Genomic DNA, 18,977 nt, shown 5'->3' with positions numbered 1-18,977 from the left:
CGTGCGGCGGAACGCCGGGACTTCGCAGGTCGGTTACAACCTTTCGGCCGGTCCGGCCGTCCAAGGGGAGCCCGGTGATCACCGCACCGGGTTTCACTTCTTTCCGATGTGGGGGATGCGATGAGTTCTGTCTCCGTCGGCCGTGTGCTGCGTCGTGGCGCGTGTGCCGGAGCTGTGGGGGCGTTGCTGGCCGCCGGTCTCGGCAGCGGGGTCGCCTTCGCCGACGAGGCGCAGACCGACCAGCTGTGGATCCAGGCGCCGTACGAGCAGCCGGTCACGGTGGGTGCGGACGGCGCCGCCGGGGAGTACCGGTCGCTGGCGCTCGGCCTGTACCACGACAACTCCAACTTCACCGTGACCGACGGCCGGTTGACCGTCGACGTCTCGGGGCTGGCCGGGGCCGTCGACGTGGTCTGGCCCGGCAACTGCGCGCCGGACGGCGCCGGTACGGTCGCCGTGTGCGACACCGGGGACGTGCCCACCGGTTACACCCCGCAGGTCGAGCTGAAGGTGCGGGCCGCCGCCGGCACCGGCGTCGGCTCGGTGCAGGGCGCCATCAAGTACTCGGCGGAGGCCACCGGCGGCCCCGACGGCAAGCTCGTGGCCCCGGGCACGGAGACCCTCGTCACCGTCGGCTCGGGTCCGGACCTGGGTGTCGACGCCGCGCGGAGCGTGCGGGACGTGGCGCCCGGGACCACCCTCACGGCGCCGCTCTCCGTCACCAACACCGGTGACCAGACGGCCCACGGCTTCAGCGTGCAGTTGTGGGCGACGTACGGCCTCGATCTCGTCACCCGTTACCCGCAGTGCGCCTACGACGGGCCGGACGCCGATGACAACGAGTACTCGCCCATGACGCACGTGACGTGCTCCTTCGACACCGACATCGCGCCCGGCGCCACGGTGGAGCTGCCGGAGCCGCTGCGGCTCGCCGTGACCGGCCACGCGCTGTACGAGCGGTTCGACTACGAGGTGCAGCCGGGCGGCGGCGCCACCGACCTCGACGTCTCGGACAACTACCAGGCGTGGAGCATCAGCGCCCGCAACACCGCCGACTTCGCGGTGCACGGCACCCAGGTGAGCGGCCGGGCCGGGGACACCGTCACCGCCGCCTTCCGCTTCACCAACCAGGGCCCGGCCTGGGTCGGCAACGTCAGTTCCGGTGACCCGGTCGCCGTGATCGACTTCTACCTCCCGGAGGGCACCACCGCCACGTCCGTGCCGGACACCTGCGACGCCGCCGGGGCGTCCCACTACGCCTGCACCCTGCCGATATGGGCCAAGCCCGGCCTGGACGTCGGCTTCCCGTTCCGGCTGCGCGTCGACCGGGTCGTCCCCGACGCGACGGGCCGTGTCGTCGCCCGGCCCGACTACGGCACGTCGTTCGCCTTCGACCCGGACAGCGGGAACAACTCCGCGACGGTGACCGTCAACCCGTCCGCCTGACGGCGACGAGCGGGGCGGGCCGGTGGCCTGCCCCGCTCTCGGGTCTCCGCACCCGTGGCCGGCTACGCCTCGGCGCGGGTGAGCACGGCCTCGTCGGCCCGCGGTCGCTCCGCCGGGGAAGGGGAGGACCGGGCGGCGTGGACGCGGTCGAGCAGGGCCGCTGGGTCCGGGTGGGCCTGGAGGGCGGTGAGGAGCAGCCGCCAGAGGTCGTGCAGGTGCTGCTCGATGTGCTCGCGGCCGTCCAGCGCGTCGGAGACGGTGTGGAGGCCGAAGAACGCGCAGACCACGCTGTGCGCGGCGGTCACCGGATCGACGCCGTCGGCGAGTTCGCCGTCGGCGCGTGCCTCGGCGAGGAGTTCGGTGACGACCCCGATCCAGTCGACGAAGGGCGTGGGCAGCGGAGCGGCGATCGCCTTGCGTTCCATCCACAGGCGTGACCCGGCCCGTACGACGACGTCGTCCCGGAAGGCGCGGGCGACGGTGAAGCTCAGCGCCACCAGTTTCTCCAGGGCCGGGCGGCCGGTGGAGCGGTGGCGTTCGATCATGCGCGGCCAGGACGCGAAGTGCTCCTCGACCACGGCGAGGGCCAGTTTCTCCTTGCTGGCGTAATGGAAATAGATGGCGCCGCTGGTGCGCCCGGAAAGCGCGCTGATATCGCTGATGCTGGTCCCGGCATAACCCCGTTCATCGAACAATTGTGCCGCGGTTTCCAGCAGAGCCCGCCGTGTCAGATTCGCTCGCACGCGTCGCAACCTTTTTCCGAGGTTCCCGTACCTCACCTGCCGCTAGGCAATGTAGTACCCGAGCCCGCCCGGACTGTCGAGTCGGTGTGCGGAACGCGCCGAACTGCGGTCTGCTGGGGGAATGGACGCTCGAATCCGTGGCACCGCCGCAGAGCCGCGGGACCTGAGCTGGTCGCGCACGGTCCCCCGGGAACTGGTCCACCGGGCGTCCGTGGCGGAGGTCCTGCTCACCGACGTACAACGCGTCGACGCGACGCGGTTTCTGGCGGCCGCCTGCTGGTCGCGGTCGCATCCCACCTTTCCGGTCGACGGCCATGCCGCGCATCATCCGCTGATGGTGGTGGAGACATTACGGCAGCTGGGTATTTTCATCCCTTTGCGCTACCTCGGCGTCCCGATGGACACCCGCATGCTCATCACCGACGTCTTCTTCACCACGGACCCAGGAGCGCAGCCACACGCCACCCACGGCGCCACCCAGGTCACCTGCCGGGTGCGGGTCACCGGGCTGCGCGCCGGTTCCGACGGGACCACCGCCGGTTTGCGACTGCACACGGAGTTCCTGGCCGACGGCGCGGTGTTCGCCAGGGCCGGCGGCGGGGCCCGGTTCCTCTCCCCCGAACGGTACGCCGCCCTGCGCGGGCCGCTGACGGGCACCTGCCAGCCCCCGGCGTCGGCCGGGCTGCTCCGGCCCGATCCGGCCCGGCTCGGGGTGTCCCACGCCCGGGACGTGGTCATCGGCCGCGCCGGTCCCGAAGGTGAAGGACAGCGCCGCCGGGGCCGGGGGGACCCTCCGGAGATGCTGGTGGACGCGGCCGACCCCTGGCATCCCTTCTTCTTCGACCACGCCACCGACCACGTGCCCGGGATGGTGCTGCTGGAGGCGGCGCGCCAGGCCGCCGCGCTGGCGAGCGACGGAGCCCTGTCCCGGCCCACCGGCGTCCGGCTGACGGCGCTGCGCTTCACCGAGTTCACTCCGCCCGCGCGGATCGTGTGCGTGCCGCACCACCGCACCTGTGCCTTCCGGTTCGAACAGGACGGAGAATGCCCGGCTTTCGGCGTTCTGCACTACCAATCACCCTTGCGAGCGTAACTTGACGTCACCGCTTGACTGCCATGCGTGACCAATTCTAGCGTAACGATCGTTATGTTCCCTGGTGGGACTAGTCCGTACGGGCGTCAACGGCCGACCGTACGACTTCCGGCCCCGCCCGGAACCCTGCGCCGCCCCGCGCACACGGGTGGCCCGTCGGCGCCGCTCGCACCCTCGCGGTGAGAGGACGTCACACCCCGGTCTGCGCTCTCGCGGCCCATCCGAACGGAAAGCACACAGATGACGCTTCATCGCATCCTTTCCTGGACACCGGCGGCCGTCGTCTTCGACTGCGACGGCACGCTGCTGGACACCGAACGACACTGGGAGACCGCTCGCCGGCGGGTTCTCGACGACGTGGGCCTCACCCCCGCCGCGGGCTTCGCGGAACGGGCCAAGGGCCTGCACTACACCGAGTGCGGGCAGCTCATGGCCGACGAGGGAGGCCGTCCCGAACTGGGGCGGGACCTCGCCGACCGGCTGCTCGGGCACTTCCGCGCCCTGGTCTGCGACCATCCGGTGATCATGCCGGGCGCCCGCGACCTGGTGCGGGCGGCGGCCGCCTTCGCCCCGTTGGCCGTCGCCAGCAACTGCCCCCGTGACGTGGTCGAACCCGGTCTGGAAGAGGCCGGGCTGCTCCGTCACTTCCGCGCCGTGGTGGTGCCCGAGGGCACGATCCGGCCCAAGCCCGACCCGGACGTCTATCTGACGGCCGCCCAGCGCTGCGGCGCCGATCCGGCCGACACGCTGGCGGTCGAGGACACGCACTGCGGGATCCTCGCCGCGGTCCGGGCCGGTCTGACGGTGCTCGGCGCCGGTCCCTGGCCCGGCGAGGAGACCGCCGCCCTGACCGGCCTGTGGGTCGAGACGCTGGACGACCCGCGGATCATCCGCTGGGCCACCGAGCGGACGCCGCTCAGGACCTCGCCGCCGAAGCCCGCCGGGGCCCCGTCGCCGACCGGTTCCGGGCTTCAACAGGCCACGGCTCCGTGACCGCCGTCCCACGGCGGGTCGACGGTGGCCCGGGTCCGTCCCCGGAAGGCGGGTCGCCGCCCGCTCAGTCCGGCCGCCGCGGCGCCGGATCCGTCACGGACGGCGGCAGCGCGGTGACCACGCCGCCGGCCGAGGAGAGCAGCAGGCCGACGCCCACCGCACCGGGGTCCGGCACTCCCCTGCCCCGCTCGCCGACGTAACTGGCCCGGCCACGGCGCGCCCGCAGGCGTGCCGTCAGGCGCACCCCCTCCCATGCGGCGCGCGACGCATGGGCGAGGGCCACCCGGCTGCCGACCTGCTCCGGACACACGCGCAGCGCCTCGCACGCCGGATACAGGGCATCCACGAGTGTCTTGTCCCCCGGCCGCGCCTCGCCGACCCGCTGTACGGCGGCGAGCCCACCGGTGAGTCCGGCGCGCAGCGCGGTCACGTCCAGTACCGGGCCGACCGCCGCCAGCGCCAGTTCCGTCAGCAGCAGCCCGAACAGCGGGCCGCTGGTGCCGCCGACCCCGTCCAGGAAGACGGTCGCCACCGTCCGCAGCGGTCCGCCGGCCCGCCCGGCGGCAGCCGGTGGCACCGGCCCCGCCTGGTCCAGGGCGCGCACGGACGCGTCCAGTCCCGAGCGGAGATTCGTCCCGAAGTCGCCGTCGCCCACCCGTTGGTCGAGCGCGGTGAGCTCGGTCTCGGTGGCCCGGACGGAGGCGGCGAACCTCCGCATCCAGCCTTCGGTGAAGGCCGCTTGGGCGACGGGGATGTCCGTCCACGTCGTGCTCGCGACGGCGCTGTCCGGGGATGCCGCGTCGTCCTGCGCCGAGTAGTGCTCCAGCATGGTGCCACCTCCTGCCCGCCCTTGGTCACCGGGGCCATGAGGGCGTGTGCGCGGGCGCGTCGAACCACTTGACCGTCTCCGGGTCCGCCCGCATCAGCGTGAGCGAGAAGCCGCGCATGTCCAGCGCGGTCACGAAGTCGCCCACGAGGACGCGTTCGAGGACCAGTCCCCACCGGTCCAGGCGTGCCGCGAGTTGCCGCGCCACGCCGTACAACTCCAGGCGCGTCACCCCGCCGAGCCCGTTGACCAGGGCGATGACCGAGTCACCGGCGGCCGGGTCCAGCGCGGCGAGCAGTTCCTCCGTCATCCGGGTGACCAGCTCGTCCAGGGCCGGCCGGGACTCCGTACGGCGGGCCCGCTCGCCGTGGATGCCGACCCCCCACTCGAGGTCCCCCTCGGCGAGGTCGAACGCGGAACGCCCCGTGGCCGGAGTGCGATGCGCGGCCGAGGCGACCGCGAGGCTACGGCAGCGGCTCACCACATCGGTGCCGAGGTCGACGAGTTCGCGCAGCCCGAGGCCGGTGTCCGCGGCGGCGCCGAGGACCTTCTCCACCAGTACGGCGGCCCCGGTGCCCCGGCGGCCCGTGGCCGACTCGGGCGAGTCCGACGCCAGGTCGTCGTCGATCAGCACGCGGGCGCAGTCGATGCCCTCATGGGCGAGCCGCTCGGCCGCGATGCCGAAGTTGATGCGGTCCCCCGTGTAGTTCTTCACCAGGTGCAGCACGCCCGCGCCGCGCGACACGGCACGGGAGGCGTCGAACACCTGCCGGTTGTGCGGGGAGGCCATCAACTGGCCGGGGCACACGGCGTCCAGCATGCCCGCGCCGAGGAAACCGAGGTGCAGCGGTTCGTGCCCGCAGCCGCCGCCCGACACGATCGCCACGCGGCGGCCGGGGGCCGGGTGCCGGGCGTGGAAGAAACCGGCCGCCTCGTCGTGGACGACGAGGTCGGCATGGACTCGGGCGAACCCGGCCAGTGCGTCGGGGACCATTCGGTCGAGCGAATTCGTGAAGTACACCACTGGCCGGCCTCCCAGACGTCCTCGGCCTCGCGGCGCCCCGGAACGGGAAGCCGGAGGCCGGAAACCACGGTGGGTCGATCGGAGGCACGTCATCCGCGGACGCAACCCGAGATGCTGCCTCGTGTGTCTCCGGGTCTCACCTGCCTTACGGCGGTCCGCCTCGCGGCTGTCGCCCTCGGATCCGTCTTTCCGGCCATGCTGCGGCTCCCCGGCCGCGACGGCAAGTCGAGCCCGGCGGGCACCGGCCGCCGGGCGCATCCGAGGCGCTCGGTGCATGCTTGATGTCATCGGCCGGTCGCCCGGTGGGCTGCGCCGGTACAGGAGGAAGTGTCCGTGGCGGGCCCGGGTGCCGCGCCGGTGCTAGGGTGCCGGCACCTTCGCCCTGCCCCGAGGTCACTTGACGGAGCCGCCGGTGATGCCGGCGGCGATGTACTTCTGCGCGAGGACGAGCAGGATCGCGGCGGGCACCGCGGACAGCACGGACGCCGCCATCACCGAGCCCCAGTCGCCCACGTGCGCGCCGATGTACTGGTAGATGCCCAGCGTGACCGGCTTGACGTCGTCGGTGGTGTTCAGGGTGAGCGCGAACATGAAGTCGCTCCACGAGAACAGGAAGGCGAACAGGCCCGAGGTGATCAGGGAGTTGCGGCTCATCGGCAGCACCACCCGCAGGAAGGTGCGCAGCCGTCCCGCGCCGTCCATCTCCGCGGCCTCGATCACCTCGCCGGGTATGGACTGCATGAACGACCGCATCAGCACGATGGAGAAGGGGATGCCCAGCGAGGCGTCCGCGAGCATCAGGCCGAAGTAGGAGTTGACCAGGCCCAGATCGACGTACGAGGTGTACAGGGCGTTGGCGATGACGATGCCGGGCACCATCTGGGTGATCAGGGTGCCGAACACGACGGTGCGTGTGCCGCGCAGCCGGAACCGGGCCAGCCCGTAGGCGGCCGGGGCCGCGATCGCCAGGCAGATGACGACCGCGCCGAGCGAGACCAGCAGCGAGGTGAGCAGATGCCCGCCCTGGTCGTCGAGCGCCTTGGAGAAGCCGGACAGGTCCAGGCGGTGCGGCACCGGATCGACCTCCAGCAGCCCGGCCTCGGGCTGGAGCGCGGTGTCGAGCATCCAGTACAGCGGGAACAGCATCACGGCCAGGACGAGCAGCCCGGCCGCGGTGGAGCCCCAACGGCGGCGCCCCGCACGCGGTTTCACGTTGTCGGCGGCCATCGCCGGTCACTTCCCCTCGGTGCGGTTGGCCCGCAGGTAGAGCACCGCGAAGACCGCGGAGATCAGGATCAGTACGTTGCCGACGACGGCGCCGGCCCCGAAGTCCAGCCGTACGAAGGAGTTCTGGTAGGTGAGCGTGCCCAGGGTCTGGGTGGCGTCGGCGGGGCCGCCGTCGGTGAGGGCGAGGATCAGGTCGAGGATCTTGACCGTCGACATGAAGCCCAGGACGAGGACGACCGTGATGACGGGACGGAGCGTCGGCAGGGTGACGGACCGGAAGGTCCGCCAGGCGGACGCGCCGTCCAGGGCGGCGGCCTCGTACAGCTCGCGGGGAACCTCCTGGAGACCGCCGTACAGGATGACCATGTTGAACGGGATCCCGATCCATATGTTGACCAGGATGACCGAGAGCAGGGCCATGTGGGGACTGGTCAGCCATGGAGTGTGGCCGTCGAGTCCGACGGCGTCCAGGAAGGAGTTCAGTACGCCCGTGTCCTGGTCCAGGATGCGCCGCCACACGATGCCGGAGACCACCATGGGCACCAGCCAGGGCAGCAGGATCAGCGACCGCAGGACGCCGTTCAGCGGGAACCTGCGGGTGAAGAAGACGGCGAGGGCGAGGCCCGCGCAGAACTGGCCGAGCAACGAGCCCGCGGTGAAGACGAGCGTGTGCCACAGGGCCTTGCCGAACAGGGCGTCCTGGAAGACGGCCGACCAGTTGTCGAACCCGTTCAGGGGCGCCTCGCCGGTGAAGAACGTCTTCGGCGTGTAGTGCTGGAAGCTCATCACGACGTTGCGGACGAGCGGGTACCCGAAGAACAGCAGCATGAACAGCACGGCGGGGGCGACGAATCCCCACTGGGCGAGGCGTCGCCGGTACCGCGGCCGGGCGGCGGCCGGTACGCCGGCCGCGGGCGCCGCGCCGCGCGCGGTGACGGTGGGCGTGGTCATCTGCGCGTACCTCAGTTCCCGCTCGTGGCCCGCTGCTGGGCACGCTGGAGGGCGGCCTGACTGGACTGGCCGGTCAGGGCGGCCTGGAAGGCGCTCTGCAGGGCGAGCGACACGGCCGGCCAGCCGGCGCCGAGCCGGGCCGTGCGGGACCGGGCCGCGGCCACCTGGTCGGCCAGCGCGTCCAGTTGGGGCACCTGCCCGCGCCAGACGGCGGCGGCCTTCCCGTTCGCCGGGACCATCCAGCTGTTGCGCGCGTAGGTCAGTTGCTCGCGCTCGCTCGTCAGGCAGCCGACGATCTTCCCCGCCATCCGCTCCCGCCGCTCGTCGCCGGTGTCCGGGACGGTGAGCACGGCACCGCCCAGCGGGGCCACGGACTTCGCGCCGGGCTCCGGCACGGGGATCCGCGCGATGCCCCAGTGCAGGGACTTCTTGGTGTTCAGGGTCTCGACCTGCCAAGGGCCGTTGATCATCATCGCCGCGTTGCCCGCCATGAACTGGTCGTTGACGTCGGCCTGGGTCCAGCCCACCGTCGACTTCGACAGCGAGCCGTCCTTCAGCAGGCTCTTCCAGTAGTCCAGCGCCTCGACGACCCGCGGCCCGTCGAGGCGGGTCTCGTCGCCGCCGTTGGACCACATGAACGGCGTGAACTGGAAGACGCCGTCCTCGGCGCCGCCCGCGCTGAGCGCGAGGCCGTAGCGCTTGCCCCGGGTCAGCTTCCGCGCGGTCTCGCGCAACTCCGCCCAGGTGGTGGGCACTTTCAGGCCCGCCTGGCCGAGGAGGTCCTTGTTGTAGAAGAGCGCGAGCGTGTTCACCGACCGGGCGGCTCCGTAGTACGTACCCCGGTAGGAGCCGAAGTTGACGATGCCGCGCGGCACGCCGTCGGTGTCCAGGCCGAGCGTCCTGAGGTCGGTCAGCCCGCCGGCCTCGGCGAACACCGGCATCTCCGAGGCGTCGAACTGCACGATGTCCGGCAGCGACTTGGAGGAGGCCATGCGCAGTGCCTTGGTCATCACCTGGGCCGCCGGGACGCTCTGCTGCTCGACGGTGACGCCGAGCCGCCTGCCGCACCGGGCCATCGCCTCGGCGTCCCAGCGGTGGTACGTCTCGTCGGTCGAGGAGTTCAGCACGGTGTAGACGGAGCCGTCGCGCTCCCGGCCGCAGCCGGTCAGTGCCGCCCCGGCGAGCAGGGCGCAGACGACGGCGAGAGGTGTCACGGCCTTGCGGGAGCGTCTATTGAAGCGCTTCGACATGTGCGGCCCTTGCTGTCGTACCGTCCGGCAACGACGCCGGACGCCTTTGTTTATGGTGATGACTAATACGCCATGCGCGGGCCGTCGCGCCAGACCCGGGCACACGTCCGTTCCTCCGCGCCGCCGCCGACGAGCGGCTGGAAATCCACAATCAGCCCTGCTCAGAAGGGATTTATCGACGCAGGGACCTGCCCGGCCGGGGGGTGTCCTGTGTACGATCGGACCGCCGGGCGGCGCCTTCGCGCCCTACTCGAACCACTCCAGCTCCCCCGAGGAAGAACATGAAGTTCACCAACGGCTTCTGGCGCGTCCGCGACGGCGTGCAGATCTCCTACGCGGTGCAGCCGCGTGACGTACGGCTGTCATCGAAGCGCTTCACCGCCTATGCGGCCGTGCAGAACGTGGCGCGGAGAGGGGACACGCTCAACGCGCCGCTGCTCACGGTCGACTGCTTCTCCCCCGCCGAGGGCGTCATCGGTGTGCGGGTCACCCACCACGCCGGCAAGCGCCGCCCCGGCCCGGACTTCGCCCTGGGCGGGGACCCGGACGGCGCGGGCGCGGTCCGCCGGGACGGCACGGTCACGGAGCTGACCAGCGGACCGCTGACCCTCCGCCTGGACGAGGCGGCCCCGTGGACCCTGGCGTTCCTCGGCCCGGACGGCCGGGAGCTGACCCGGGCGGGCGCCAAGGGCACCGCCTTCGCCACCACCGACGACGGCGCCCACCATGTCCTGGCCCAGCTCGCCCTCGGTGTGGGCGAGCAGGTGTACGGCCTCGGCGAGCGCTTCACGCCGTTCGTGAAGAACGGCCAGGTGGTCGACATCTGGCAGGCGGACGGCGGCACCAGCAGCGAACAGGCCTACAAGAACATCCCGTTCTACCTCTCCTCGCGCGGCTACGGCGTGTTCGTCAACCACCCCGGCAAGGTCTCCTTCGAGGTCGGCTCGGAGTCCGTCGGCCAGGTGCAGTTCAGCGTCGAGGACCAGAGCGTCGAGTACTACGTGATCGCCGGTCCCACCCCGAAGGAGGTGCTCGCCCGCTACACCGCCCTGACCGGCCGCCCGGCGCTGCCGCCCGCCTGGTCCTTCGGCCTGTGGCTGACCACGTCGTTCACCACCGACTACGACGAGGCGACCGTGATGTCCTTCGTCGACGGCATGGCCGAGCGCGGCATCCCGCTGTCGGTCTTCCACTTCGACTGCTTCTGGATGCGCGAGTACCAGTGGTGCGACTTCCAGTGGGACCCGGCCGTCTTCCCCGACCCGGAGGGCATGCTGGCCCGGCTGAAGGAGAAGGGCCTGCGGGTCAGCGCGTGGATCAACCCGTACATCGCGCAGAAGTCCCCGCTCTTCGAGGAGGCGGCGGCCCTGGGCCATCTGGTGCGCCGGCCGGACGGGGACGTCTGGCAGTGGGACCTGTGGCAGGCGGGCATGGGCCTGGTCGACTTCACCAGCCCCGACGCCCGCGCCTGGTTCCAGGCCAAGCTGAAGGCGCTGCTCGACCAGGGCGTGGACTGCTTCAAGACCGACTTCGGCGAGCGCGTTCCCACCGATGTCGTCTGGCACGACGGCTCCGACGCGGAGCGGATGCACAACTACTACACCCACCTGTACAACCGGACCGTCTTCGAACTCCTGCTGAAGGAGCGGGGCGAGGGCGAGGCCGTGCTCTTCGCCCGCTCGGCGACCGCGGGCGGGCAGCAGTACCCGGTGCACTGGGGCGGCGACTGCTGGGCGTCCTTCGAGGCCATGGCGGAGTCCCTGCGCGGCGGGCTGTCCCTGTCGCTGAGCGGGTTCGGCTTCTGGAGCCACGACATCGGCGGCTTCGAGGGCACCCCCGACCCGTCGGTGTTCAAGCGCTGGCTCGCCTTCGGGCTGCTCTCCTCGCACAGCCGGCTGCACGGCTCCACCTCCTACCGGGTGCCGTGGAACTTCGGCGAGGAGGCCGTGGCGGTCGCCCGGCGGTTCACGCTGCTCAAGCACCGCCTGATGCCCTACCTGTACGGTGCCGCGGCCGAGGCCCACCGCACCGGCGTGCCGGTGATGCGCCCGATGCTGCTGGAGTTCCCGCACGACCCGGCGTGCCGCCCGCTGGACCGCCAGTACATGCTGGGCCCCGATCTGCTGGTCGCCCCGGTGTTCACGGAGGACGGCGAGGTGGAGGTCTACCTGCCCGCGGGCACCTGGACGCACCTGCTGTCCGGCGAGCGGGTCACCGGCCCGGCCTGGCGCACCGAACGGCACGGCTACGACAGCCTGCCGCTGTACGTCCGCGAGGGCGCCGTCCTGCCGCTGGCCGCCGACGACAGCCGCCCCGACGGCGACTGGCTGGACACCCCCACCCTGCTCGTCCACCCCACGGCGGAGCCGGACTTCACCGCCGAGGTCACGGTCCCCGACCTGTCGGGCACCCCCGCCGCCGCCTTCACCGTCCGCCGCGACGGCACCGGGTTGCGGGTCACCGCGCGCGGCACCGACCGGCCGTTCACCGTCCGCGTCGCGGGCGGCGGCGCGAGCGCGACCGGCACGGGCGAGGTGGCCGTGCCCCTGGACTGAGCGGCCGGCCGCCGGCTCCCCCGGAAAAGCGCGGGAAAGGGCGCGCGGTGCCCGGCTAGTCTGTCGCGGCAGGCAGGCCGGGCAGCAGTACCTGGGGGGAACGCGATGACCGCCGTCTCGAAGGACACCACGAAGCACGTCACGGCACCCGTCGTCACCGACCGGCTGGTGCTGCGGCTGTTCACACCCGCCGACGTCGAGGACCGGTACGCCTACCAGCGCCTGCCGGAGGTGGCGCGCTACCTGTACCGGCCGCCGCTCACCCGCGAGGGCTGTGCCGAGTCCGTCGCGGCCCGGGCCGGGGGCACCGGCTGGCGGTCGGACGGCGACACGCTGCTGCTGGCCGTGTGCCGGAAGGAGGAGCCCGGTGTCGTGGGCGAGGTGGTCCTCACCCTCACCGACGCGCACGCGCGGCAGGCCGAGATCGGCTGGGTCTTCAATCCCCGTCACGCCGGGCGGGGTTACGCCACCGAGGCGGCGGGCGCGCTGCTCTCGGTGGCCTTCGGGCAGCTGAACGCCCACCGGGTCTTCGCCCGGCTCGACACCCTCAACACGGCGTCGGCGCGGGTGTGCGAGCGTCTCGGGATGCGCCGCGAGGCCCACTTGGTGGAGAACGACCTGGACGGGGACCGCTGGGGCAGCGAGTACGTCTACGCGGTGCTCGCCCGGGAGTGGCGGAACTGACCCCCGGCCGCGTTCGGTGACTCAGCCCGTCGCCGTGTCCGCGGCCAGCGCCTCGCGGAGCCAGGCGTCGGCCGCGCCGAGGGTGAGGCCGGGGAGCAGCGCCCCCACCAGGTGCCAGTAGCGGCGCATCACCGGGTGGTCCGCCGCGGCGAGGCGGGCCGCCAGTGCCTGGCGGAAGGCAGGGGTGTCCCGGGTGGCGGCGGCCCGTGCGTAGGCGGCGGCATAGCAGTCCAGGGCCTCGCCCGGGCCCGGGGTGCGACCGTCCCGTACGGCGGCCTCCACCAGTCGGTGGGCTTCGTACAGGCCGTCGTAGAGCAGGTCCGGGTGTGTCTCGGTGACGGGCCGGTGGCCGGCGAGGCAGTGGTCGGTGGCGTCCGTGGCCAGCGCGTGCACCCGGGCGAAGGCGAGGACCTGGTCCGGGGTGGGGTCGGCGGGCGGCTGGGGGACGGCCGCCTCGGTGATCGCGGTGCGGAGCCGGGCGGACAGCCGGGTGGGCAGCAGTCGGCGCCAGTAGTGGGCGATCGCGGAGGTGTCGGGCGGGACGCTGACCGCTCCGATCAGCTCCAGGCGCTCCGCCAACTGCCCTGGTTCACCGTCCTGTAGAGCCCGCAGGGCGGCCTCCCGCCAGCGCAGGGCGGCGAGTTGTCCGCCGATGTCGTCCAACCGCCGTGCCACCACGGCTTCCAGGCCATCATCGAGTCCGGGCCCGTCACCGGATTCCAGGACCCGCTTGATCTCGGGCACGGGGACGTCGAGGGCGCGCAGCGACCGGATCGTCCGCAGCCGGGCCAGGGCGTCCGGCCCGTAGCGCCGGTGGCCGCCGCCGCTGCGGGCCGTTTCGGGCAGCAGGCCCTGGTCGGAGTAGAAGCGGATGGTCTTGACCGTGGTGCGGGCCCGCGCGGCCAGGTCGCCGATGCTCAGGGTGCCGTCCGGTGACACAGCTTGAACCTCCCTCAGGGGGAGTTCCTACGTTACCCGCGACGATCTACTTGTCTGGAGGCGCTGATGTCTGCGTTTGTGCTGGTCTCCGGCCCGTTCACCGACGGGCGGATCTGGAGCGCGGTGGTGGGCCGGCTGCGGCGGAAGGGTGCCGGGGCGTACCCGGTGACGCTGGACATGCGGCCGGAGGCGGACCTGGAGACGCATGTCCGGGACGTGGTCCGGCTGATCGACTCCCTGGACGTGCCGCAGGTGGTGCTGGTCGGTCACGACTACGCCATCCACCCGGTGCTGGGCGCGGCCGACCTGCGTCCGGAGCGGGTGGCCCGCGTCGTCCACCTGGACGCCGGGCTGCCGCAGCCCGGCGACCCGGCCCTGGCCCTCGTACCGGACCCCGCCGTGCATCAGCTGCTCGGGGCCGGCGGCGACCCGCGGCCCGTTCCGCCGCCCGGGCCGCAAGACTGGCAGCGCTGGGGCAGCACCGAGGGTCTTACGGCAGACCGGCTGGAGTTCCTGAGCGCTCTGGCCGTCGCCCAGCCGCCGCGCACGCTGACCCAGCCGCTGCGGCTGACCGGAGCGGCGGCGGGCGTGCCGGTCAGCGCGGTGCTGTGCACGGCCGGGGGGACGACCATCGAGGGGATCCAGGAGCTGGTGCGCGTCGGCCCGCCGCAGCTGCGGAAGCTCGCCGACCCGCGGGTGGGCTTCTTCGAACTGGCCACCGGCCACTGGCCGATGCTGTCGAGTCCGCGGGAGCTGGCCGAGGTGCTGTGCCGTGCCGCCGCGGACGAGGGTCACAGGCTGTCCCCGCCCGAGGGCGAGCCCGCCTTCCTGCGCCCGTTCCTGCTGGACCTCCCGGAGCGGCCACGGGTGCGGACCGGCCGCGTGGACCTGCACCTGCCGGAACCGGGGGAAACCGGTGCGCCCCGGCCGGCGGTGCTGTTCGTGCACGGCGGCCCGCTGACGCCCGACGTCGTCCCGGCGCCCCGCGACTGGCCGTTCTACCTCGGCTACGCCCGCCTCGCGGCGAGCCTGGGCGCGGTGGGCGCCGTCGTGGAGCACCGCCTGCACGGCCTCACCGCCTACCCGCGGGCCGCGGACGACGTGGCCGAGGCCCTCGAACTGCTGCGGGCCGACCCGCGCGTGGACCCGGAGCGTATCGCCCTGTGGTTCTTCTCGGGCGCCGGGCTGCTCGTCACCGACTGGCTCACCGCCCCGCCGGAGTGGCTGCGCTGCGTCGCCCTGACCTACCCCGTCCTCGCCCCGCTGCCCGGCTGGGGCGCCGTCCCCCCGCGCTTCCGCCCGGCCGAGGCGCTCCGGACCGGCGGGGCGGAGCCGCCGCCGCTCCTGCTGACCCGGGCGGGCCTGGAGACTCCGCAGATCGCCGCCACGGTCGAACGGTTCCTGGGCGCGGCGGAGGAGTCCGGGACCCCGGTCGAGATCATCGACGTACCGCACGGCGCCCACGGCTTCGAGCTGCACGGTCCGACGGACGAGTCCCGGGAGGCGGTCACCCGCGCGATGGGTACGGTGCTCTCACACCTGGGGATCTGACGCCGAGCGTCCTGCTCACGGTGCGGGGCGCCGCCGCTGCCGCCGGTCCTCGGCGGGCTCGGGCTGTCGGTCGCGGGGGTCGGGCGACGGCCGGCGTGGGCGTGGCGTGGGGGCGTTCGGCGGTCGTGCGCTGATCGCGGCGACCGCCGGGGTCGGTGATCCGGCCGACGGCGGTCGCCGTCGCCGCGGTCCCGGTGCCGACCCCGGGCTCGCGCGTCCGGTGCGGCGCCATGGCTCACACCGGTTCGGGCTGCGGCTCCGGTCGGGGCGCCGGCACGGGCCTCGGTTCCCACCGCGAGGTGGTCCGCAGGTAGCCGTAGATCACCGAGAGCATCGCCAGAATGACGAGCGGCCCGAACAGCCAGGGAAGCCGGGCCATCTCCATGGGCAGGTAGCGGTATGCCACCAGGAGCGCCACGAAGACCGTCGCGCCGTGGGCGACCAGTCGCGTCCCCGTCCGGTCCCAGCCCCGTGCCTGCGAGCGCAGCGCGGCCTCGATCGTGAGCGTGAACACCACGCCGGCCACGATGTCGGCGCCGTAGTGGTAGCCGAATCCCAGGGTCGCGGCGAGCGTGGCGACCAGCCAGAACGCGCCTCCGTACCGCAGGATTCTCGGGCCCTTGCGGGAGTGGATGAAAATGGCGGTGGCCCAGGCCGTGTGCAGGCTGGGCATGCAGTTGCGGGGGGTGATCCCGTCGTACAGCATCGGGTGCGGTGTGGCGACGGGCGTCGGTGTGTGCGGCCAGAGGTTGGCCGCCGCCCACTCCAGGCCGCCGGTGCCGGAGGCGCCCGGGCCGTAGGCGAAGATCGGGCCGACCACGGGGAAGATCATGTAGATGCCCGGGCCGAGCAGGCCGATCACCAGGAAGGTGCGCACCAGGTGGTGGCGGGGGAAGCGGCGCTCGGTCGCCACGTTGCGCAGCTGGTACAGGGCGACGACGACCGCGGCCACCGCGAGCTGCGCGTAGACGTAGTCGAGCAGGTGCGTGCCGACCGGTCCGCTGGCGTTCACCAGGCGGCCGACGAGCCACGACGGGTTGCCCAGCGCGTGGTCGGCGACCGCCACGTACTGGTCGAGCACCATCGGCCGGCTCTTCGACGTGATGAGCAGCCAGGTGTCACCGGTCTTGCGGCCGGCCATGAGCAGCAGGCCCAGTCCGACGCCCTTCAGCAGGAGGGCGCGCTCCTGTCCTGTGCGGCGTACGACGGCGAAGACCGCGGAGCCCAGGAGCACCCACAGCGCGCCGTTGCCGAAGGGGTGGCCCTCGTCGAAGTCGTAGTGGAAACCGGACGCCCAGCGCACCAGCAGGAACACGACGTCGATGCCGACCGCGATGCCCGCGGCGACGAGCCGTTGCCGCCAGGTGAGCACCACCATCATCAGGCCCATGCTGGCGTACAGCAGGAATCCCGACTTGGGCGGAAATATCAGCTCTCGCGCCTCGGTGGTGAGCGGCCCCCGCAGACCGTAGTGATGTGCGGTGATCTCCAGTGCGACCAGGAAACCGACAGTCGTCACAGCCGCCGCGGTCCAGAGGATCACCCGTGGTCGGCGCCACAGGGGGACCTCGGTTCCGCCCTTTGTTCGGGTATTTACCCGTGTTGGTATAGGTATCAATTCTCTGGCCGATTTGTTAGTTGTTGTCTATTTAGGTGTCTTTTCGCGCCGGATAGCACGGTTTTCCGGTGAATGACGAGCGTTGGGTGCGCTCGTCATGAGTTCGATCATGTTAGCCGAGTGGTGCGGCCGGGGTTTGCCTCTTACAGAGCCGTCTCCCGCATTTCCCGCGAGGGTGATCTCCGGGACTCCGGGCGGCGAAGGGGGAGGCGGCCTGGTCGCGTCCGCACGGCGATAGCGTGGTGCCATGCATCATGAGGTGACCGATACCGACACCGCCGTGGCGATGGGCAGCGGCGACGTGCCGGTGCTGTCCACCCCGCGGCTGATCGCGTGGCTGGAGGCGGCGACCGTGCGGGCCGCCGCGCCGTTCACCCGGGACGGCCGGACGACCGTGGGGACCGAGATCCGCGTCAAGCATCTGCGCGCCTCCCGCGTGGGTGCGCGGGTGCGGGTGAGCGCCGAGCCGCCGTCGGTGGACGGCCGGCGCCTCACCTTCCCGGTCCGCGCCGTCGACGACTCCGGCCACCTCGTCGCGACCGGCGAGATCGACCGGGCCGTCGTCGACCGCGAGCGTTTTCTCTCGGGGGTGTCCGCGCGGGAAGAGGATCACTGAAGGGGTGGGCGGAACGCGACCTTGACCTCGAGTGCGGTTGAGGTACCAGAGTCGTCGTTCATGACACGTTTGCGGGACCTCCAGCACCCTCGCGCCGGTACGACGTTGATGAGCGAGTGGCTCACCGGAACCGCCGAGCGCTCACGCACGGCTGCCGACGCCCTGCGCCACGAGTGGGCGGCGGCACAGGCGCCCGCCGGGCGGCTGGCGCAGCACGTCTTCCTCTCCCTGGACGGCACCGGCCTCTTCTTCTACGCCCAGTGGACCAGCGACGAGGAGCACCTGGCCTGGGCCCGCGCCCGGCGCACCGAGGTCGTCGGCCGCGTCGACGCGCTGGTGCCCGGCATCGAGCGCCCCGGGCTCACCCGGACACGCCTCACCCGGAGCGTCGTTCACGACGGCCGGAGCCCGGCCGGCCTCTTCGCCGTGCACACGGTGGCGGCCGGCGACGCGGACACCGCGACCGCTCCCGCGCCGGGCCTGCTCGCGGCGCACCTCCATGTGACGTCCGACGGCGAGCGAACCATCGTCGTCACGGAATGGACCGACGCCGCCGCCCAGGAAGCCGCCTCGGGAGGTGAACCGGGCGTCAAGCGCTACACGCACGCCCACTCGTTCGTCGACGATCACGCCCGGCGCCGGACCTGACGCGCCACGTCAGCGCTCGTGCGGCCAGGCGAGCGTGCCGCGCGTGCCGCCGGGGCGGGGCGGAGGCGCACCACTCCGCTCCGGGCCCGGGGGCGCGGAGTGCCCCCTTCACCGTCGCCCGTCAGGCGCCCGTCGCGGGGCCCGCAGAGCCTAGGCGGCGCAGGTGAGGGCGTCGGGGAGCAGGGCGAAGGTCCGCTCGATGAGGTCCGTCAGGCCGTCGCGCCCCCCCTGGCCGCCCTCGGCCGTCCAGCGCAGGCAGGCCGTGCGCCAGGAGGCGACGAAGATCTCCACGGTGAGCCGGAGGCATGTCTCGTCCACGTCGGCACCGGAACGGCCGGCCAGTGTCTCGACCATGGCCAGGGTGGTGTCCTGGCAGTACCCCAGGCTGTGCGACTGGAGCACCGGAACGGACTCCGACAGCTCACGGGTGGCCAGGAACCGGCGTTCCCAGTCCGGGTCCATGCCCTCCAGGGTGGCGTTCAGGGCCACTCGGAGGGCTTCGAGGAGCGGGCCGTCCAGTTTCGCGGCGGCCACGCGGTCCAGATACGCCGACCACAGGTCGCTGTCGGCGGCGAGCGCGACGTCCTCCTTGGACCGGTAGTTCCGGAAGAAGGTCCGCTTGGACACCTCCACCGCGTCGCACAGGTCGTCGAGCGTGGTGGCGTCATAGCCGCGTTCGGTGAACAGACGGAGCGCGGTCTCGGCCAGGGCCCGGCGCGTGCGCAGCTTCTTCCGTTCCCGTAGCGGCAGTTCGCGCAGATCGTCACTCACACGATGAGCCTACCACCCGGACGCGGTTGCCCTTTGACAGCT

General features: G+C 72.4%; 17 protein-coding genes. 8 read left to right on the top strand and 9 right to left on the bottom strand.

The window, feature by feature from the left end; all coding sequences use genetic code 11:
• Window positions 1–120: 120 nt before the first annotated feature.
• Window positions 121–1,446 carry a hypothetical protein gene (locus ACSURM_RS35640; RefSeq protein WP_436960091.1) on the top strand — a complete coding sequence of 442 codons (1,326 nt, stop codon included), beginning with the start codon at window positions 121–123 and terminating at the stop codon, window positions 1,444–1,446.
• Window positions 1,447–1,508: 62 nt separating this feature from the next.
• Here the strand turns inward: ACSURM_RS35640 and ACSURM_RS35635 are convergent, their stop codons facing one another.
• Window positions 1,509–2,189, bottom strand: a complete 681-nt coding sequence (locus ACSURM_RS35635; RefSeq protein WP_436960090.1) for a ScbR family autoregulator-binding transcription factor — start codon at window positions 2,187–2,189, stop codon at window positions 1,509–1,511.
• A gap of 121 nt (window positions 2,190–2,310) precedes the next feature.
• Between ACSURM_RS35635 and ACSURM_RS35630 the strand changes: the two genes are divergently transcribed.
• On the top strand, window positions 2,311–3,282 hold the full coding sequence (locus ACSURM_RS35630) for a ScbA/BarX family gamma-butyrolactone biosynthesis protein (RefSeq protein WP_436960089.1): 972 nt from the start codon (window positions 2,311–2,313) through the stop codon (window positions 3,280–3,282).
• A gap of 240 nt (window positions 3,283–3,522) precedes the next feature.
• Window positions 3,523–4,275 carry an HAD family hydrolase gene (locus ACSURM_RS35625; RefSeq protein WP_436960088.1) on the top strand — a complete coding sequence of 251 codons (753 nt, stop codon included), beginning with the start codon at window positions 3,523–3,525 and terminating at the stop codon, window positions 4,273–4,275.
• A gap of 64 nt (window positions 4,276–4,339) precedes the next feature.
• Here ACSURM_RS35625 and ACSURM_RS35620 read toward each other — a convergent pair whose 3' ends face one another.
• The 5 genes from ACSURM_RS35620 to ACSURM_RS35600 form a co-directional block, all read right to left on the bottom strand.
• Window positions 4,340–4,993 (bottom strand): DAK2 domain-containing protein, encoded by a 654-nt coding sequence (locus ACSURM_RS35620; RefSeq protein WP_436961253.1) that lies wholly within the window; start codon window positions 4,991–4,993, stop codon window positions 4,340–4,342.
• A 136-nt stretch (window positions 4,994–5,129) separates the two neighbouring features.
• Window positions 5,130–6,095 carry a dihydroxyacetone kinase subunit DhaK gene (locus tag ACSURM_RS35615; protein WP_436960087.1) on the bottom strand — a complete coding sequence of 322 codons (966 nt, stop codon included), beginning with the start codon at window positions 6,093–6,095 and terminating at the stop codon, window positions 5,130–5,132.
• Window positions 6,096–6,518: 423 nt separating this feature from the next.
• Window positions 6,519–7,352, bottom strand: coding sequence for a carbohydrate ABC transporter permease (locus ACSURM_RS35610; protein WP_436960086.1), 834 nt, complete (start codon window positions 7,350–7,352; stop codon window positions 6,519–6,521).
• A gap of 6 nt (window positions 7,353–7,358) precedes the next feature.
• Window positions 7,359–8,303: a carbohydrate ABC transporter permease gene (locus tag ACSURM_RS35605; protein ID WP_436960085.1), complete on the bottom strand. Its 945-nt coding sequence runs from the start codon at window positions 8,301–8,303 to the stop codon at window positions 7,359–7,361.
• Between the two features lie 11 nt (window positions 8,304–8,314).
• On the bottom strand, window positions 8,315–9,553 hold the full coding sequence (locus ACSURM_RS35600) for an ABC transporter substrate-binding protein (RefSeq protein WP_436960084.1): 1,239 nt from the start codon (window positions 9,551–9,553) through the stop codon (window positions 8,315–8,317).
• A gap of 281 nt (window positions 9,554–9,834) precedes the next feature.
• Between ACSURM_RS35600 and yicI the strand changes: the two genes are divergently transcribed.
• Together yicI and ACSURM_RS35590 are read left to right on the top strand one after the other, a co-directional pair.
• Window positions 9,835–12,108 carry an alpha-xylosidase gene (yicI, locus tag ACSURM_RS35595; protein WP_436960083.1) on the top strand — a complete coding sequence of 758 codons (2,274 nt, stop codon included), beginning with the start codon at window positions 9,835–9,837 and terminating at the stop codon, window positions 12,106–12,108.
• A 105-nt stretch (window positions 12,109–12,213) separates the two neighbouring features.
• Complete coding sequence (locus ACSURM_RS35590; RefSeq protein WP_436960082.1) at window positions 12,214–12,792, top strand: GNAT family N-acetyltransferase; 579 nt, start codon at window positions 12,214–12,216, stop codon at window positions 12,790–12,792.
• A 21-nt stretch (window positions 12,793–12,813) separates the two neighbouring features.
• Here the strand turns inward: ACSURM_RS35590 and ACSURM_RS35585 are convergent, their stop codons facing one another.
• Window positions 12,814–13,731 carry a MerR family transcriptional regulator gene (locus ACSURM_RS35585; RefSeq protein WP_436960081.1) on the bottom strand — a complete coding sequence of 306 codons (918 nt, stop codon included), beginning with the start codon at window positions 13,729–13,731 and terminating at the stop codon, window positions 12,814–12,816.
• A 66-nt stretch (window positions 13,732–13,797) separates the two neighbouring features.
• Between ACSURM_RS35585 and ACSURM_RS35580 the strand changes: the two genes are divergently transcribed.
• Window positions 13,798–15,282 (top strand): alpha/beta hydrolase, encoded by a 1,485-nt coding sequence (locus ACSURM_RS35580; protein ID WP_436960080.1) that lies wholly within the window; start codon window positions 13,798–13,800, stop codon window positions 15,280–15,282.
• A 235-nt stretch (window positions 15,283–15,517) separates the two neighbouring features.
• On the opposite strand, the gene ACSURM_RS35575 is transcribed toward ACSURM_RS35580, so the two are convergent.
• Window positions 15,518–16,843 (bottom strand): phosphatase PAP2 family protein, encoded by a 1,326-nt coding sequence (locus ACSURM_RS35575; RefSeq protein WP_436961252.1) that lies wholly within the window; start codon window positions 16,841–16,843, stop codon window positions 15,518–15,520.
• A 304-nt stretch (window positions 16,844–17,147) separates the two neighbouring features.
• On the opposite strand from ACSURM_RS35575, the gene ACSURM_RS35570 reads away from it, so the two are divergent.
• Window positions 17,148–17,516: a thioesterase family protein gene (locus ACSURM_RS35570; RefSeq protein ID WP_436960079.1), complete on the top strand. Its 369-nt coding sequence runs from the start codon at window positions 17,148–17,150 to the stop codon at window positions 17,514–17,516.
• Window positions 17,517–17,576: 60 nt separating this feature from the next.
• Window positions 17,577–18,164, top strand: coding sequence for an antibiotic biosynthesis monooxygenase (locus ACSURM_RS35565; protein WP_436960078.1), 588 nt, complete (start codon window positions 17,577–17,579; stop codon window positions 18,162–18,164).
• Window positions 18,165–18,314: 150 nt separating this feature from the next.
• On the opposite strand, the gene ACSURM_RS35560 is transcribed toward ACSURM_RS35565, so the two are convergent.
• Complete coding sequence (locus ACSURM_RS35560) at window positions 18,315–18,935, bottom strand: TetR/AcrR family transcriptional regulator (protein WP_436960077.1); 621 nt, start codon at window positions 18,933–18,935, stop codon at window positions 18,315–18,317.
• Window positions 18,936–18,977: the final 42 nt, after the last annotated feature.

The organism is Streptomyces sp. SudanB182_2057 (genome assembly GCF_964272715.1).
Taxonomy (GTDB): Bacteria; Actinomycetota; Actinomycetes; order Streptomycetales; family Streptomycetaceae; genus Streptomyces; species Streptomyces rubradiris.
This window is presented reverse-complemented; position numbering and strand designations above follow the sequence as displayed.